The 15,528-nt window shown below is 41.1% G+C and carries 12 protein-coding genes; 9 read left to right on the forward strand and 3 right to left on the reverse strand.

What is annotated here, in order from left to right; translation table 11 throughout:
* The first annotated feature begins 66 nt into the window (after nt 1-66).
* Both ABDW32_RS13985 and ABDW32_RS13990 read left to right on the forward strand, forming a co-directional pair.
* Nucleotides 67-825: a hypothetical protein gene (locus tag ABDW32_RS13985; protein ID WP_343563397.1), complete on the forward strand. Its 759-nt coding sequence runs from the start codon at nt 67-69 to the stop codon at nt 823-825.
* 19 nt (nt 826-844) lie between these two features.
* Nucleotides 845-2,512, forward strand: coding sequence for an IPT/TIG domain-containing protein (locus ABDW32_RS13990; RefSeq protein ID WP_343563399.1), 1,668 nt, complete (start codon nt 845-847; stop codon nt 2,510-2,512).
* Between the two features lie 114 nt (nt 2,513-2,626).
* Here ABDW32_RS13990 and ABDW32_RS13995 read toward each other — a convergent pair whose 3' ends face one another.
* A complete protein-coding gene (locus ABDW32_RS13995) occupies nt 2,627-2,953 on the reverse strand; it encodes a DUF493 domain-containing protein (RefSeq protein ID WP_077437926.1) in 327 nt (108 codons plus the stop codon).
* Nucleotides 2,954-3,030: 77 nt separating this feature from the next.
* A complete protein-coding gene (locus ABDW32_RS14000) occupies nt 3,031-5,313 on the reverse strand; it encodes a GH92 family glycosyl hydrolase (RefSeq protein ID WP_343563402.1) in 2,283 nt (760 codons plus the stop codon).
* 143 nt (nt 5,314-5,456) lie between these two features.
* Here ABDW32_RS14000 and ABDW32_RS14005 point away from each other — a divergent pair, with 143 nt between their 5' ends.
* Entirely contained in the window at nt 5,457-6,467 is a 1,011-nt protein-coding gene (locus ABDW32_RS14005; RefSeq protein WP_343563404.1) for a substrate-binding domain-containing protein, read from the forward strand.
* On the opposite strand, the gene ABDW32_RS14010 is transcribed toward ABDW32_RS14005, so the two are convergent.
* The gene (locus ABDW32_RS14010; RefSeq protein WP_343563710.1) at nt 6,457-6,921 is read right to left on the reverse strand and encodes a methionine-R-sulfoxide reductase; all 465 of its coding nucleotides are present in this window, start codon (nt 6,919-6,921) and stop codon (nt 6,457-6,459) included. The two genes, ABDW32_RS14005 and ABDW32_RS14010, sit on opposite strands and share 11 nt — an antisense overlap.
* Nucleotides 6,922-7,265: 344 nt before the next feature.
* Here ABDW32_RS14010 and ABDW32_RS14015 point away from each other — a divergent pair, with 344 nt between their 5' ends.
* From ABDW32_RS14015 to ABDW32_RS14040, 6 genes are read left to right on the forward strand one after another with little or no spacing between them, the layout of a single operon-like run.
* Nucleotides 7,266-8,528 carry a cytochrome c3 family protein gene (locus ABDW32_RS14015; protein ID WP_343563406.1) on the forward strand — a complete coding sequence of 421 codons (1,263 nt, stop codon included), beginning with the start codon at nt 7,266-7,268 and terminating at the stop codon, nt 8,526-8,528.
* A 37-nt stretch (nt 8,529-8,565) separates the two neighbouring features.
* Complete coding sequence (locus ABDW32_RS14020; protein WP_343563408.1) at nt 8,566-11,580, forward strand: TAT-variant-translocated molybdopterin oxidoreductase; 3,015 nt, start codon at nt 8,566-8,568, stop codon at nt 11,578-11,580.
* A gap of 29 nt (nt 11,581-11,609) precedes the next feature.
* Nucleotides 11,610-13,094: an NrfD/PsrC family molybdoenzyme membrane anchor subunit gene (gene nrfD, locus ABDW32_RS14025; RefSeq protein ID WP_077437920.1), complete on the forward strand. Its 1,485-nt coding sequence runs from the start codon at nt 11,610-11,612 to the stop codon at nt 13,092-13,094.
* Nucleotides 13,095-13,100: 6 nt separating this feature from the next.
* Nucleotides 13,101-13,637 carry a DUF3341 domain-containing protein gene (locus ABDW32_RS14030; protein ID WP_223583837.1) on the forward strand — a complete coding sequence of 179 codons (537 nt, stop codon included), beginning with the start codon at nt 13,101-13,103 and terminating at the stop codon, nt 13,635-13,637.
* Nucleotides 13,609-14,259: a cytochrome c gene (locus ABDW32_RS14035; RefSeq protein WP_077437918.1), complete on the forward strand. Its 651-nt coding sequence runs from the start codon at nt 13,609-13,611 to the stop codon at nt 14,257-14,259. Before ABDW32_RS14030 ends, ABDW32_RS14035 begins: the two co-directional genes overlap by 29 nt.
* Nucleotides 14,260-14,278: 19 nt before the next feature.
* Complete coding sequence (locus ABDW32_RS14040) at nt 14,279-15,514, forward strand: quinol:cytochrome C oxidoreductase (protein WP_343563413.1); 1,236 nt, start codon at nt 14,279-14,281, stop codon at nt 15,512-15,514.
* Nucleotides 15,515-15,528 lie beyond the last annotated feature (14 nt).

The raw sequence follows: 15,528 nt of genomic DNA on the forward strand, positions 1-15,528 counted from the left end.
TTAGGAACTAAGGTTTGTGAAACGCTGGTAAAGTGTTATATTTATTCCGTTAGTTTATTATATTTTATGAAAAGAATTTTAACAGCTGTCCTATTGTTAGGAGTAGCTCGTATTGCCTGTGCTCAAACAGCCACTGACACAGAAACTGAAAGCCTTAAATCAAGGAAAGGTAATTTTGTTACCGAGTTGAATTTCAATCCTTTCAAGGGGAATCTTAGCCTAAATAATGCCCTGAATCAGATCAAAGGGAGATATTTTGTCCAGGATGATTTAGCCTTACGCTTGGGCGTTGGAATCAATGTGCTCGATTCTGCTGCAAATTATGGAAAACCTTATGGAACAACAGGTTTTTTTAATTCAAACGACCGGAAAGGTACTGGATTTGACTTTAATTTTGGCATAGAAAAGCATTTTAAAGGAACAAAGCGATTGTCTCCATATATCGGCTTGGATCTCTCTATCGGAACAAAACGTACAAAGCAATCTTTATCTACCAGCTCGTATACGATGGATCTAAAGAACGCATGGATGGAAGTAATTTATCAACCTACTAACAATGGCGGCTATTATTCAAGTATGCAGTTGGTTCCTAATGGCTATACACGATTTGGTGCCTATGCGGTTGCGGGTTTTGATTTTTACGTTTCCAAAGGCTTGTATGTGGGGTATGAATTTAACTTAGGTTACCTCAATACAAAGTATAAAAAACCTGATATTACGGTTACCGGAACTGACCCCGGATATGCTTCGTATATCTCGGAAAATAAAACCAAGACCTTTAAAAGTTCATTGGTAAATGGGGTGAGAGTTGGATATGCATTCTAGAGCTAGGCAATCGGTCGTTATGAAAAGATTTAAAATACAATATATTGCTTTTGTCATCCTATTGGGCTTGTTCTTTTCTTGTAAAAAGGATGATTTTACACCTCCGGCTGTCCAGACACTTTCAGTGACGGCTAGCTCGCCAACGTCGTTTAATGTCGTTGGAAGTATCTCAAAAATAGGTAGCGAGAAGGTGGAGGACTATGGATTTGTCTACAATAACACCCAGGAAATAGACGAGAATAAGGGGGTGAAAGTTTCCCTGGGCAAGGATGTCAAAGCAGGGGAATTTCAAAAGCAGATTAGGATAGACAGTGCACTGGCCTATTCCTATAACAATACGATTTGGGTGAGGTCTTATTTACGGGATTCAAGGGGGACAGTTTTTGGTGCTATGCTGAATGTAAGTTTACCCCGTCCTTCGATGGGGAATATTACTCCTAATATGGCCATGTCGGGTGAGATCGTAAAAATTACAGGTACTTTTTTTGATGCTACAGCGAATAATACCACGGTCATGTTTGAAAACATCAAGGCAAAGCTGGTGTCTGTGGGTGAAACCGAAATTAGTGCTGAAGTGCCAGTTGGAATACAGCGGTCACATGGACAGGATATTAATGTTTCGGTTCGGGTCGGATCAACTCCTGCTGGTAGCGGGTACTTTAAGATACTCGCCAACTTTAAAGACTTTATGCCTAAATCGGGGCCAGTAGGTACTAAAATAACCTTTGTCGGAGATAATCTGCCGGACGGCTATTATAATTCGGAGTTTAAGGTCAATTTTGGTGATCAGACAAAAGATGTATACTACTATAATGGGGGTCTCGATATCCCTTTTACCGTAAAAGAAAATTTTGACCTCTCAATTACAGCCGCTGGTAAGAATAAGGTGCTCGGGGCATTTAAAGTAACTGCGCCGGTAATCACAGCGATCGAACCTAGTTCTTTATTTCCAGGACAGACTCTTCAGATCAAAGGAACAAATTTTCCGCCATCCGAAGATTATTATGGTAATGTAATTGGTGCTAAGGTAAGGCTAGGTTCAGCAAGCTATCAAAATGTAAGCTATTATCCTTTGGGACAGTTCAACTATACTGTGCCGGAGAATACGGCTCCAGGAGAATATACAATCAAGCTGAATGTCGGTCCACATGAAGTATCTGCTCCCCAAAAAGTCAATGTTTTGGCTTACGCCGCCACTGGCTTCTCGCCAAAGTCAGGAAGTCCATTGCAGCAGATAAATATTACGGGAAATTTTATTCCGGGGAATTGGTATAATGTTTATATCGGATCAGTACTTACTTCTGGAACAGCAACTTCATCCACAGATCTACCAGTTTCTATTCCATATGGAGTGGCTGTTGGAAAAGTTAAGATTAGCGTGGAATTCCCAAATAAACGTGTAACCGTACCGGGGGATTTTGAGATTATTGGTCCTTCATTTAGTTCCTTTAGTCCGGCTTCGGCTGTGCCGGGGACTATTTTGACAATCAAAGGTGCGGGTTTTATTTCTGATTATAGTACAGTAGTGAAGTTCGGTTCCATTGTTGTAAATCCAAATAGTATATCAGCCAACACAATTGTTGTTACAGTGCCGTCAAATGTGGCTCCCGGAGCGATGAAATTAACCGTCGTGACCGGAGGACAGACTGTTATGCATAAGGACAACTTTACCTTACTGGATAAGTAATGGTTTTCGCTTATCCCCGGAAAATTGCTTTCTTAGGTTAGGTGTGAAGAACAAGGCTTTGTGCTAAAATATACAAAACAAAGGCGGCTGTCATTTCGACAGCCGCCTTTGTTTTTATAGCATAATAACACCTTTTATCTTGGCTACTTCTTTGTAGAAGTAAATGACCTGATCGGCATCTTTTACATTCACGTTAACCGTGATCGAAGTATATTTTCCGGTCTTGGAGTCTTTGAAATCAAAGCTTGCATCCGTGTCATCAAATACAGCCTGGATCTGGTTGAATTGATCCTGATCCTTTGGTAAGATAAACTTGTAGGTATAGTCTTTTGGGAAGGTCTCCAAATCTTCTAACTTTTCTTTGAAACTTTCATAGAAGTCTTTTGGATTTTCACCCCCATCAGGAATATCTTGTATATTGATGTTTTTGTAATCTGCCATTTTTTGTTCTCCTTAATTTTATATATTAAGGTATTAACAAATATTAATCCATGAATGTTTTGCTGACAATTTTTCAGTTAATTATTGTCAACGCTTGTCGGTCTGTCTGCTTTGTTCTTTCCGAAGTTCTTGTTCGGTGTAGCGCTCATCTCAATTTCCATCTGACCACCCTGTAACAATTGTGCATGCGTGATGAACGTTTTGGTATAAGCCTTTCCGTCCAATTTGATCGATTTGATGTATTGATTGGCTTTACCTTGGTTTTTGACCTTGATCGCTAATGTTTTACCATTTGGCAAATTGATATTAGCTTGTTCCATCATTGGTGAGCCAAATACATACACACCGCTCATCGCATTCAATGGATAGAATCCCATCGACGAGAAGACATACCATGCACTCATCTGACCAACGTCATCATTGCCACAAAGTCCTGCCGGTGTATTGGTATAGAATTCGGTCATCGCTTTACGTGCCAGTGCGGCGCCCTTCCAGGGTTGTCCTGCATAAGCATACAAGTAGGGGATATGGTGGTTAGGCTCGTTACCTTGTGCGTATTGGCCAATTAGCCCGGAGATATCCGGAGAAGCTTCTCCTCCTAAATCCGAAGACATCGTGGTAAAGTAATCCAGTTTCTTTAAAAATTGCTGCTCACCACCAAATAGATTGATCAATCCAGTGACGTCCTGTGGTACTAACCAAGTGTATTGCCATGCGTTTCCTTCACAGTAATCATTTTCACGGTGCTTGGCCATTAATGGATCAAAAGGTCTGCGGAAGTCACCATTGGCTTTTCTGCCCACAAAGTGACCAACTTCTTTATCAAAGTATTGCTCGTATAGTTTATAGCGTTTTTTGAAATAGGCAGCATCTTCGGTCTTTCCTAATTTCTCCGCAATTTTATAAGCGCCGAAATCAGCGATTGCATATTCCAATGCCCAGGCAACGGATTCATTTGCCATACTGTCGATAGGAATATAAGTCAGGTCGCGTGCAAATTTCAATCCATGGTCGTTGCCCATAGCGGTTGTTTTGACCGCTTCCCATACCAAAGGATAATCCTTCTCGTCGATGATTCCTTTTAAGAAAGCATCTGCAATAACCGGAATGGCAGGCAAACCGACCATGGTGTTGGTTTCGTTACCCTGTAAATGCCACATTGGTAGTTTCCCTTGTTGTTGGTAGATGGCCAGCATGGTTTTGATAAAATCCTGATTGATCTTGCGGTCCTCCAGAATGGTCATCAGTGGATGAAGTCCACGATAGGTGTCCCATAGGGAGAATACGGTATGATTGACAAAATCCTGCTTTTCGTAAACCTGTTTATCCGTACCTAAATAATCGCCATTTGCATCGTTGAAAATTGTCGGAGCGAAGTAAGTGTGGTATAAAGCGGTGTAGAAGATTGTCTTGGTGTCCTTGTCCGCTTCAAACTGGATTTTGTTCAGGGTTTTATTCCAGCGTTGATCAGCTTCTTGTTTTACCTTTTCAAAATCCCAGCCCGGAATCTCGGCATTGATATTATTTAAAGCATTGGTAGAACTGACCGGAGAAATACCGACTTTCAGTTCAATGGTCTTGTCTTTAGCGGCATCAAAGAAAAGCGCTGCTTTGATCGCTTGCCCTTTGAAGGTGGTTTGACCTAATTTTTCATCTTTGCCATCGAAGAATCTAACCTTTTGAATCGGTTGCGAAGTTTTTATGGCAAAGTATAATTTTTGGTCACTTGCCCAACCAGTCGAGAAACGATAACCAACAAAGGTGGAATCATTAATCTGTTTGATATAGGTATCGGTTGGTTTGTCCCAATTGATGTGATAACCCAGATCGACCAAAATATGGGCATTGTCTGTTTTTTCGTAACGGTACTGGTGGTAACCTACTCTTTCCGTTGCTGTAAGATTGGCCTGAACTTTATAGTCATCCAGGTAGGCACTGTAGAATCCCGGTTTTGCAACTTCACTTTCTTTTTTGAAAGATGAGCCATAGCCCGTATTCATTTTGTTGAATTCTGCTGGCGTCAATTGGAGTTTGCCATTTGCTGGAACGATCATCAGATCATTGAGGTCGCCAATACCGGTTCCGCTCAGATGGGTATGTGTAAAACCCAGAATTTCCTGACTTTTGTAATTGTAGCCACTACACCAATCCCAGCCGTTGAATTTGTCCCATATCTGTGGAATCTGGGTTGGTCCAAGTTGTACAGCACCTAAAGGCACATTAGCTCCGACAAACACGTGCCCGTGATCTGCTGAGCCAATAAATGGGTTGACATATTGTGTTAAATTTTGCTGGGCTTGAACGCAAAATGGTAAAATTAGCGTGCCCAACACTGTTGTGATGAGTTTATTTCCTGTCATAGGTTTTGTGTTCGGGTATTTGAAACTGCTTAAAATTAGTAAATAAAACCTTTTAGCGCAATTTTATTATTATTTTAGTAAATTGTCGTTAATTTTTTTACTTTAGTAATCTTCGAAATAAAAACTTAACAAACCTACTCTACATGAAGAAACGTATTCTGATCAGTGATATCGCAAAGGCGTTGGGAATTTCTGTAACTACAGTCTCCTTTATTTTGAATGACAAGGCAAAAGAGAAGCGTATCAGCGAGGCGTTGACCAAGCGTGTATTGGATTATGTCAAGAAAGTGGGGTATAAGCCGAATGAACTGGCGAAAAGCTTACGTACGGGAAAAACAAAGATTTTGGGTTTGATTATCGAAGACATCTCGAATCCGTTTTTTGGCAATATCGCGCGCCTGATCGAAAGCAAAGTGTACGAGCAAGGGTACCGCATTATTTACTGTAGCACCAACAATGATGTGGAGAAGGCGAAGGAGTTGATCCAGATGTTTTACGACCGTCAGGTGGACGGTTTTATCATTACACCTTCAGACGGTTTGGAGGATACCGTTAAACAATTGCAGCAAAATAATATTCCTGTTGTCCTTTTCGACCGTTACTTTCCGAACCTAGAGACAGATTATGTCGGAGCCGATAATTTTCAGGGTGCCTTTGATGCCACAAGTCATCTCTGTCAACAAGCATATAAGCGCATAGGTTTTGTATCACTATATTCGGATCAGACCCAGATGAAGGAACGCTCGGAGGGGTATCTGAAAGCAATGGATAATCATAAACAGCAGAGTTTCATTCAGAAGGTACAAATGGATGCCTCGGATGATGAAGCCATGGAATCCCTAAAAGATTTTATTTGCGAAAACCGTTTGGATGCCGTTTTATTTTCGACCAATTATCTGGCGATTTCCGGATTGAAGGCTTCGAAGAAGTATAGTTTTGCCATGCCGGCAATGATTGCCTTCGATGATCATACGGTATTTAAACTATTGGAACCTTCTATCACGGTTGTTTCACAACCGATCAAGGAGATTGCCGAAAACCTGATCAATATACTTTTGCTCCGTCTACAGGGCAAAATAAAAGCAACACGTAAGCTCGTGTTGCCTTGTGAATTGAAAATTCGCGAATCGACAAAAGCAAAAGCTACTTTGTAGTATCCGCTACGAATTTCATTGAAATAGAGTTCACGCAATGGCGTGTGTTTTTCGCGGTGAAACCTTCTCCAAGAAAAACATGTCCAAGGTGTGCGCCGCAGTTTGTGCAGAGAATTTCTGTACGGCGTCCATCTGCATCGGTGATCCGGGTGATTGCATTGGGAATCTCATCATCAAAGCTCGGCCAGCCACAGCCGGATTCAAATTTTGATTCCGAACGATAGAGCGGACTATCGCAACGTCGGCAAATATAGGTTCCCTTTGCTTTGTTGTCCAAAAGCTCTCCCGTAAAAGGACGCTCCGTCCCTTTGTGCACAATAACATATTCCTCTTCTTTGCTTAACGGGTTGTATTTTTTATTCGTTTCCATTTTTATTTTCTGTTTACTATTCTCTTGCCCCTGACAGGAATAACCCAGGAGGAGCAAGCAGATACCGTAGCTATATAATAGCATTTTCATACTTATAAAGTTACGGAATTAATATTAAAAATGTTTTTTTAGTCCCGAATGATCTTGATATTCAGGTATTTTAAATTGTCATGGTAATGTCTTATATTTGATTAGCGTACCCTGATGAAAAGTTGTGGCAATTGATACTGTTCGTTCCCATCAGATGGATTTAACGTGGTTTAAATGCAATTGTTTAGAATGATTATAAATTGATATTAAAGGTCACAAAATTGTCAGCGATTTGTTAATAAATCATACTTTTGTGGCATTGTTAGGGGGGTAGTGGCTCCTTTAACCATGGGAGTTAATTTTTTACATTCACAAATAAATAGTATAAAGTGCTAAATATGAGAACTATCTCATCCGTTTTGGGAAGCCTTGCGAGGGTGGTGTCAACGAGTTTGATGCTATTATTTGCCGTTACGACGTTGCATGCGCAAGATGTCAAGGAAGGTGAAAAAATCTTCAAATCTAAGTGTACATCCTGTCACGCCATTGACAGAAAAGTAGTTGGTCCTGCTTTGAAAGGAGTTCCAGATACAAAATCTGAGGAATGGTTGATCAAATGGATCCGTAACTCTCAAGCTCTAATTGCTTCTGGTGATGCTGAAGCCGTTAAGATCTTCAATGAGTACAACAAATCTGTGATGACTTCTTTTACGGATTTATCTGATGACCAGATTAAATCGGTAATTGCATTTATCAAAGATGCTTCAGTAGAGAAGCCAAAAGAAGGTCCAGGTGGTACTGCTGCCGCAAAAGATGACAATGCATCTATGTTCATGATCTTGGGCTTGATCGCTGTTGTTGTGTTGGCGGTTGTCGTGATCGTGGTGTTGAACCGTGTGATCCGTACCTTAGAAAATGTAATTGCTAAGAATCAGGAAGCTATTGCAGCGCAACAAGAGCCTGAAGACAATCAACGCTTTGTGAAGTTTGCGAAAGCATTCGTTAAAAACAAAAAATTAGTTGGATTTACTGTGTTGATGCTTGTTGCTCTTTTAGCCGTTGGTGGCTGGAAAACAATGTGGAACGTTGGTGTTCACGAAGGCTACAAACCTGTTCAGCCCATCAAGTTCTCGCACCAAATCCACGCTGGTGTAAATAAAATTGAGTGTCAATACTGTCACGGCGGTGCATTTAAATCTAAAAATGCGTCTATTCCATCGGCCAACGTATGTATGAACTGTCACAATACAATCACTGCATCAGAGCATTATGATGGGGAGATCTCACCAGAAATTGCAAAAATCTACCGTGCGTTAGATTGGAATCCTGAGACTCGTACTTATGGTAACAATCCGAAACCAATTCAATGGGTTCGTATCCATAACTTGCCTGATTTCGCTTACTTCAATCACTCACAACACGTTGTGGTCGCTGGAGTAGAGTGTCAGACTTGTCACGGACCGATCCAAAATATGGAAGAAGTATATCAATACTCTCCATTGACAATGAAATGGTGTGTGGACTGTCACAAAAAGACAGATATCAAATCGGATAATAAATATTATGAAGATTTGATCAAGGCACACGAAAGAATTAAGAAAGGTGAAAAAATGACTGCAGCCATGATCGGTGGTCTTGAGTGTGGTAAATGTCACTATTAATAATTATTTGAAATACGCAATCTTATATACAGCTTAAATGGATAGCAATAAAAAATATTGGAAAGGTTTGGAAGAGTTAAATCAAACTCCTGCTTTCGTTGAGGGAAGCAAGGGTGAGTTTGCCGAATCTATTCCTGTAGAAGATGTATTAAATGAAGCAGGCTTGAGTACGAAAACTCCTCGCCGCGACTTCTTGAAAGCATTAGGTTTTGGTTTGGGTGCTGTTTCTTTAGCGGCTTGTAACCGTACTCCTGTGCATAAGGCAGTTCCTTATTTGATTAAACCTGAAGAGGTAACTCCAGGTATCCCTAACTATTATACGTCGACATTCAATGGTCAAAGTATTTTGGTTAAAACGCGTGAAGGTCGTCCGATCAATGTTGAGCCTAACCCAAATGCAATTGGTTTGAACCAAGGTCTGGATTCAACGACTGCTGCTTCGGTATTGGATTTATACGATGAGTCTAAATTGAAGCAAGCACAATTGAAAGGTCAAGATGTGGAATGGTCTAAATTGGATGGGGAAGTTGTTAAAGCATTGACTGCTGCTGCGTCTTCTGGCAAACAAATTACGATCGTTTCGAATACCGTAAACAGTCCTTCAACCTTGGCAGCTATCGCTGCTTTCGCGACGAAATTCCCTACAGTTAACCACGTACAATACGACGCTGTTTCTTACAGTGGTATTATCGAAGCCAATAAAGCTTCATTCGGTAAAGCTGTAATTCCTTCATACAATTTTGATAAAGCAAATGTTATTGTTTCAGTTGCTGCTGATTTCTTAGGAACTTGGTTGGCAGGTGAAGAACATACACAACAATACGCTAAAAACCGTGACTACAAATCATTGAAAAATGGAAAAATGTCACGTCACGTACAATTTGAATCTGGTCTTTCGATGACGGGTACAAATGCGGATGCGCGTATTGCAATCAAACCTTCGGAAGAAGGTGCTACCTTGATTGCTTTATATAATGCAATCACTGGTCAATCTTTGGCTGGGGCAACTGCAAACAAAAAAGCACAAAAAGGTGTAGCCCTAGCGGCGAAAGAATTGGTCAACAGCAAAGGTGCTGCCGTGGTTGTTGCTGGTTCTAACGATGTGAATGTTCAGGTATTGGTCAATGCGATCAACGTTGCATTGGGCGCTTACGGTACAATCATTGATTTAGATAACTATTCGAAACAATACCAAGGTTCGGATTCTTCTTTCCAAGCTTTCTTAGCTGCAGCAAAAGCCGGTCAGGTAGGTGTAGCGTTCTTCTTGAACAGCAACCCTGTGTATGACTACTTCAAAGCAGAGGATGTCAAAGCGGCTTTGAAACAGATTCCTTTCACTTTATCATTCGCACAACGTGCTGATGAAACGGCGTCGGAATTGACAGCGATTGCTCCTGCATGTACTTTCTTGGAGTCTTGGGGTGATGCTAATCCGAAAGAAGGATTGTATTCAATCGTTCAACCTACAATCAATCCTGTTTTCCAAACACGTCAAGCTGAACAAAGCTTGTTGACTTGGGCAGGAAACACAACAGATATGTACAACTTCGTTAAGAATTTGTGGTCTACACAAATCTTAGCTGGTTCTACGAAAAACTGGGATGCTGTATTGCAAACTGGTTTTGAATATAAAGGTGCCAAAGCGGCAACTGCTCCTGCCTTTACAGGAAATGCTGCTGCTGCCGCTGCTGCAATCGAAGCTTCCAGCAAAGCAATTACTGGTGAGTTTGAATTGAAACTTTACGAACCTGCTGCGCTTCGCGATGGTCGTTACGCAAACAATGCTTACTTGCAAGAATTGCCTGATCCAGTATCTAAAGTAACTTGGGACAACTATGCTGCCCTAAACCCTAAAGATGCTGAAAAACTAGGCTTGGGTGAAGATGGTAAAGTAACTGTAAAAGCAAATGGTGTTGAATTGGAATTGCCGGTTGTACAACAACCAGGTCAAGCTCAAGGAACAGTTTCAGTTGCTGTAGGTTACGGACGTACGAAAGTGGGTAAAGCCGGTAATGATGTTGGTAAAAACGCATTCCCTTTTGCTTCCATCATCAACGGTACTGTTCAAGGTGTTGCAAAAGCAACTGTAGCGAAAGCTGCCGGAACTTACCAATTGGCACAAACACAAACTCACCACACGATCGAAGGTCGTAACGTGATCCGTGAGACTACGTTTGCGAAATACCTGAAAGATCCTAACTCTGAGGCAGGACGTTTCACAGATAATCACAAAACCTACGATTTGTGGAATAAATATGAGCAACCAGGTCACAAATGGGTGATGGCAATCGACTTGAACGCTTGTACAGGTTGTGGTGCTTGTATCGTCGCTTGTAACGTGGAAAATAACATCCCTGTTGTCGGTCGTGATGAGGTTCGCCGTCGTCGTGAAATGCACTGGTTGCGTATTGACCGTTACTATACAATCGAAGGCAAAGAGAAAGATCTTACAAAAGAGAAAGAAATTGCGAAAGCTTCGGCTGACTTGGATTTCGAAGATATCACTGTTGTTCACCAACCGATGTTGTGTCAGCACTGTGGTCACGCTCCTTGTGAAACGGTTTGTCCGGTATTGGCAACAGTACACTCTTCAGAAGGTTTGAACCATATGGCTTACAACCGTTGTTTCGGTACACGTTACTGTGCGAACAACTGTCCGTTCAAAGTACGTCGTTTCAACTGGTTCGCATACTGGAATGATTCACGTTTTGACAACTACTTGAACAATGAGTTTACACAATTGGTGTTGAATCCAGATGTAGTTACTCGTTCACGTGGGGTCATGGAAAAATGTTCAATGTGTATCCAACGTATCCAATCAGGTAAATTACAGGCTAAGATTGAAAACCGCAAAGTGAAAGATGGTGATATCCAAATGGCTTGTCAACAAGCATGTTCGGCAAATGCAATCATCTTCGGTGACGCTAACGATCCAGAATCAGAAGTATCCAAAGCATTGCGCAACGAGCGTGTTTATTACGTACTTGAGGAAATCAATGTTCAACCGGGTATCGGTTATATGACAAAAGTTAGAAACACTTTTGAGGCGTAATCTTGTACAATATTTGAAATAAAAATACTATGTCATCGCATAACGAATCAATATTAAGAGAACCATTAATGACCGGTAAAGACATCACGTATGCAAAAATTACGGATGATATCTTACTACCGGTTGAAAATAAACCAAATAAAGCATGGTGGATTGGTTTTACCGTTGCTGTATTGGGTGCTTTATTATGGGTAGTTAGCGTTAGTTATACCTTTTGGACAGGTATCGGCGCTTGGGGTCTGAATAAAACTGTAGGCTGGGCTTGGGATATCACCGACTTCGTATGGTGGGTTGGTATCGGTCACGCTGGTACGTTGATTTCAGCTGTATTATTAATTTTCCGTCAGAACTGGCGTAACTCCATCAACCGTTCCGCAGAGGCGATGACGATCTTTGCGGTAATCTGTGCGGCTACTTACGTTGTAGCTCACATGGGTCGTCCTTGGTTGGCTTATTGGATTTTCCCGCTTCCAAATCAATTTGGATCTTTGTGGGTAAACTTCAACTCCCCATTGGTATGGGATGCATTCGCGATCTCAACATACTTTACAGTATCCCTGGTATTCTGGTACTGTGGTTTGTTGCCAGATATCGCAACTATCCGTGACCGTGCCACTGGATTAAAACAAAAGATTTATTCTGTATTATCATTCGGTTGGAATGGTTCTGTGAAGACTTGGCAGCGATTCGAAATCGTGTCATTGATCTTGGCAGGTATTTCAACACCACTGGTACTTTCTGTACACACCATCGTATCCATGGACTTTGCAACTTCGGTTATCCCTGGATGGCACACGACGATCTTCCCGCCATATTTCGTGGCAGGTGCGATCTTCTCCGGTTTCGCGATGGTACAGACGTTATTGTTGATCTTACGTAAAGTAATGAACTTTGAGAACTACATCACAATGTTCCATATTGAGTCGATGAATATCATCATCATGACGACTGGTTCTATCGTAGGTGTGGCTTACTTAACCGAGTTATTTATCGCGATGTACTCTCGTTCAGAATACGAAATGTATGCTTTCGAGAACCGTATGTTGGGTCCATACGCATGGGCATACTGGTCGATGATGACTTGTAACGTAATTTCTCCACAGTTATTCTGGTTCAAAAAAATCCGTACAAGTATTCCGATCTCATGGATTCTATCCATCGTGGTAAATATCGGTATGTGGTTTGAGCGTTTCGTAATTATCGTGACTTCATTGCACCGTGATTACTTGCCTTCATCTTGGGCAATGTTCTACCCAACTTGGACAGACGTAGGTATCTTTGTAGGTTCAATTGGATTATTCTTTACGTTATTCTTGTTGTTCTTACGTTTCTTGCCAGGTATCGCAATCGCCGAAGTTAAATTGTTGTTGAAATCATCATCATTACAACATAAAACGAAATTGGCTCAAGAAGGCGCATTCCCTGCAGAGCAAGTTGAGTACTTCCAGGAATCATTGGAAAAATACGATTCAGTGACAGAAGAAGAGATTAAAGAATTATCAGTTAGAAAATAATCAGCAATGAGCAATACAAAATATATATTAGGTAGTTTTGCGGATCCGGATGACATGATGCATGGGATCGACAAATTGCAAGCAAACAATATAAGTATTTATGACTGCTTTACACCGATGCCTATCCACGGCATCGAAGCGAAGTTAGGTGTAAGACCTTCTCGCTTGCCTATCGCAGCATTTTGCTTTGGAGCATTAGGAACGACATTAGGTTTTAGTTTGTTGTATTATACCATGGTGTATGATTGGCCAATGAATATCGGTGGTAAACCATCATTTGCAATGCCAAACTTTGTTCCGGTAACATTTGAGGTTACGATCTTGTTGTGTGCATTGGGTATGGTTGCTACATTTTTCTTCCGTAACCACCTATTTCCAGGACGTACGCCACGTGTGATGGACCTGAGAGCAACAGATGACCGTTTCATCCTTGCAGTAGATGCCAAAGAGAATGCAGACCACGCTTTGATCGATAGCTTATTGAAAGAAGCTGGTGCTGTTGAAGTTAAGTACAATGATAGAAAATATGTTAGCTATGAATAAGAAGAATTTACTTGGAACTGTATGCGCAGCTGTAGCATTGACAGCACTTGTTTCTTCTTGTGGTGACAAAACGACTCGTAGTACAGGTTTGGAGTTTTCCCGTAACATGTACGATCCGCTTGCTTTTAATCCGGATCAGCCCAATGCAAATTTTGCTGATGGAAAGACAGCACAGGCACCTCCTAAAGGTACAGATCCCATTGGTTTTACCCGTTTTGAGTATGCCAATACATTAGAAGATTATGTACGTGCTGGTGCTGAGGTGAAAAATCCTTTAGTTGTTAACGCTGAAAACCTTGAAAAAGGTAAGGCTTTATTCACTACTTACTGTTCAGTATGTCACGGAGTAGAAGGTAAAGGGGATGGACCGCTGACCAAAGATCGTAGTGTAACTGATTCTAGAGGTACTCGTCAGTTAGAGAACTTTCCGCCGCCACCATCTTATCATAGAACAGATGCGGCAAACTCTTCTAGAGGTGGTTTGATGGCTGACTTGACAGATGGTAAAATTTACCATACGATTTATTACGGACACAACTCCATGGGATCGCATGCATCTCAATTGTCTCCAGAAGAGAGATGGAAAGTTGTTATGTATGTTCACGAATTACAAAAGAAATAATCTAACATCAGATATATAAATGGGAACTCACAGTCATCATCACGATTATAATTTCAACGAGCGATACGAGTTTGCTGGCAAAGCTAAAATGTTCAGTATTATCGCTGTTGTACTAGGCGTAGCTGCTGTAGCTATCGGATTGCTTTCGGGCGATCACGTTACTGTAGAGCGTACATACGCCAACTTGTTATTGATGGGTTATTACTTTACATGTGTGTGCGCAGCTGGAGCCTTCTTCGTTGCTTTGCAATATGTAACACAATCTGCATGGTCTGCAGGTCTGGTACGTATACCTCAAGCTATGGCAAGTACCCTGCCTATCGCAGCACTCTTGTTAGTGGTTATTGTTGGATTGGGTTTATCTACACATAATCTTTACCACCACTGGCATGGCGAGGGTTTGTTGGATCACAATAGCCCAAACTATGACCCTATTATTGAAGGAAAGTCTGCATACTTGAATGTACCTTTCTTTTTATCTCGTCAAGTTATCTTTTTAGGGGTATATAGCATTTTTGCTGTTATCCTTGCGAAGCTTTCATACAAAGAGGATTTAGAAGGCGGTTTGACTTCCTATAAAAAGTCATTTAAATTGTCTGCGATCTTCTTGGTTATTTTCGGTTTCACAACACCAATTTGGGCTTTCGATACGATCATGTCTTTAGAGGCACACTGGTTTTCTACCATGTTCGGATGGTACAACTTCGCAGCAATGTGGGTAAGTGGTATCTGTTGTATCACGATCATCGTTATTGTATTGAAGAAAGCAGGTTATATGAACTGGGTAAACGAAAATCATTTACACGATTTGGGTAAATTGATGTTCGGTTTCTCCATCTTCTGGACCTACGTTTGGTTTGCACAATTCATGTTGATTTGGTACTCAAACATCCCGGAAGAAACAGTTTATTTCTACAAACGTTGGGAACCAGAATACAAACCTTGGTTTTGGTTGAGTATTATCATTAACTTTGTGTCTCCACTGCTTATATTGGTAGATCGCGATGCTAAACGTAAACAAAATGTGATGTTGTTCGTAGCGATTCTATTGTTGGCTGGTCACTGGCTTGATTATTACATCATGGTTATGCCTGGTACTGTCGCTGAACATAGAGGATTTGGTATCATTGAAATCGGAACTGCACTTGGTTTCTTAGGTTTGTTCGTCTTTTTAGTGATGAGTAAATTGAGCAAACAAGCATTGGTGCCTAAAAATCATCCTTTCTTGGATGAGAGTTTACATCACCAGATATAGTTTCACTTTTAAAG

The organism is Sphingobacterium sp. (assembly GCF_039596235.1).
GTDB lineage: Bacteria > Bacteroidota > Bacteroidia > Sphingobacteriales > Sphingobacteriaceae > Sphingobacterium.

What these genes read in the sequence shown, in the direction of transcription:
- ABDW32_RS13985 (WP_343563397.1), top strand. Translation starts at nt 67, where the DNA reads ATGAAAAGAATTTTAACAGCTGTCCTATTGTTAGGAGTAGCTCGTATT.
- ABDW32_RS13990 (WP_343563399.1), top strand. Translation starts at nt 845, where the DNA reads ATGAAAAGATTTAAAATACAATATATTGCTTTTGTCATCCTATTGGGC.
- ABDW32_RS13995 (WP_077437926.1), bottom strand. Translation starts at nt 2,953, where the DNA reads ATGGCAGATTACAAAAACATCAATATACAAGATATTCCTGATGGGGGT.
- ABDW32_RS14000 (WP_343563402.1), bottom strand. Translation starts at nt 5,313, where the DNA reads ATGACAGGAAATAAACTCATCACAACAGTGTTGGGCACGCTAATTTTA.
- ABDW32_RS14005 (WP_343563404.1), top strand. Translation starts at nt 5,457, where the DNA reads ATGAAGAAACGTATTCTGATCAGTGATATCGCAAAGGCGTTGGGAATT.
- ABDW32_RS14010 (WP_343563710.1), bottom strand. Translation starts at nt 6,921, where the DNA reads ATGCTATTATATAGCTACGGTATCTGCTTGCTCCTCCTGGGTTATTCC.
- ABDW32_RS14015 (WP_343563406.1), top strand. Translation starts at nt 7,266, where the DNA reads ATGAGAACTATCTCATCCGTTTTGGGAAGCCTTGCGAGGGTGGTGTCA.
- ABDW32_RS14020 (WP_343563408.1), top strand. Translation starts at nt 8,566, where the DNA reads ATGGATAGCAATAAAAAATATTGGAAAGGTTTGGAAGAGTTAAATCAA.
- nrfD (WP_077437920.1), top strand. Translation starts at nt 11,610, where the DNA reads ATGTCATCGCATAACGAATCAATATTAAGAGAACCATTAATGACCGGT.
- ABDW32_RS14030 (WP_223583837.1), top strand. Translation starts at nt 13,101, where the DNA reads ATGAGCAATACAAAATATATATTAGGTAGTTTTGCGGATCCGGATGAC.
- ABDW32_RS14035 (WP_077437918.1), top strand. Translation starts at nt 13,609, where the DNA reads ATGATAGAAAATATGTTAGCTATGAATAAGAAGAATTTACTTGGAACT.
- ABDW32_RS14040 (WP_343563413.1), top strand. Translation starts at nt 14,279, where the DNA reads ATGGGAACTCACAGTCATCATCACGATTATAATTTCAACGAGCGATAC.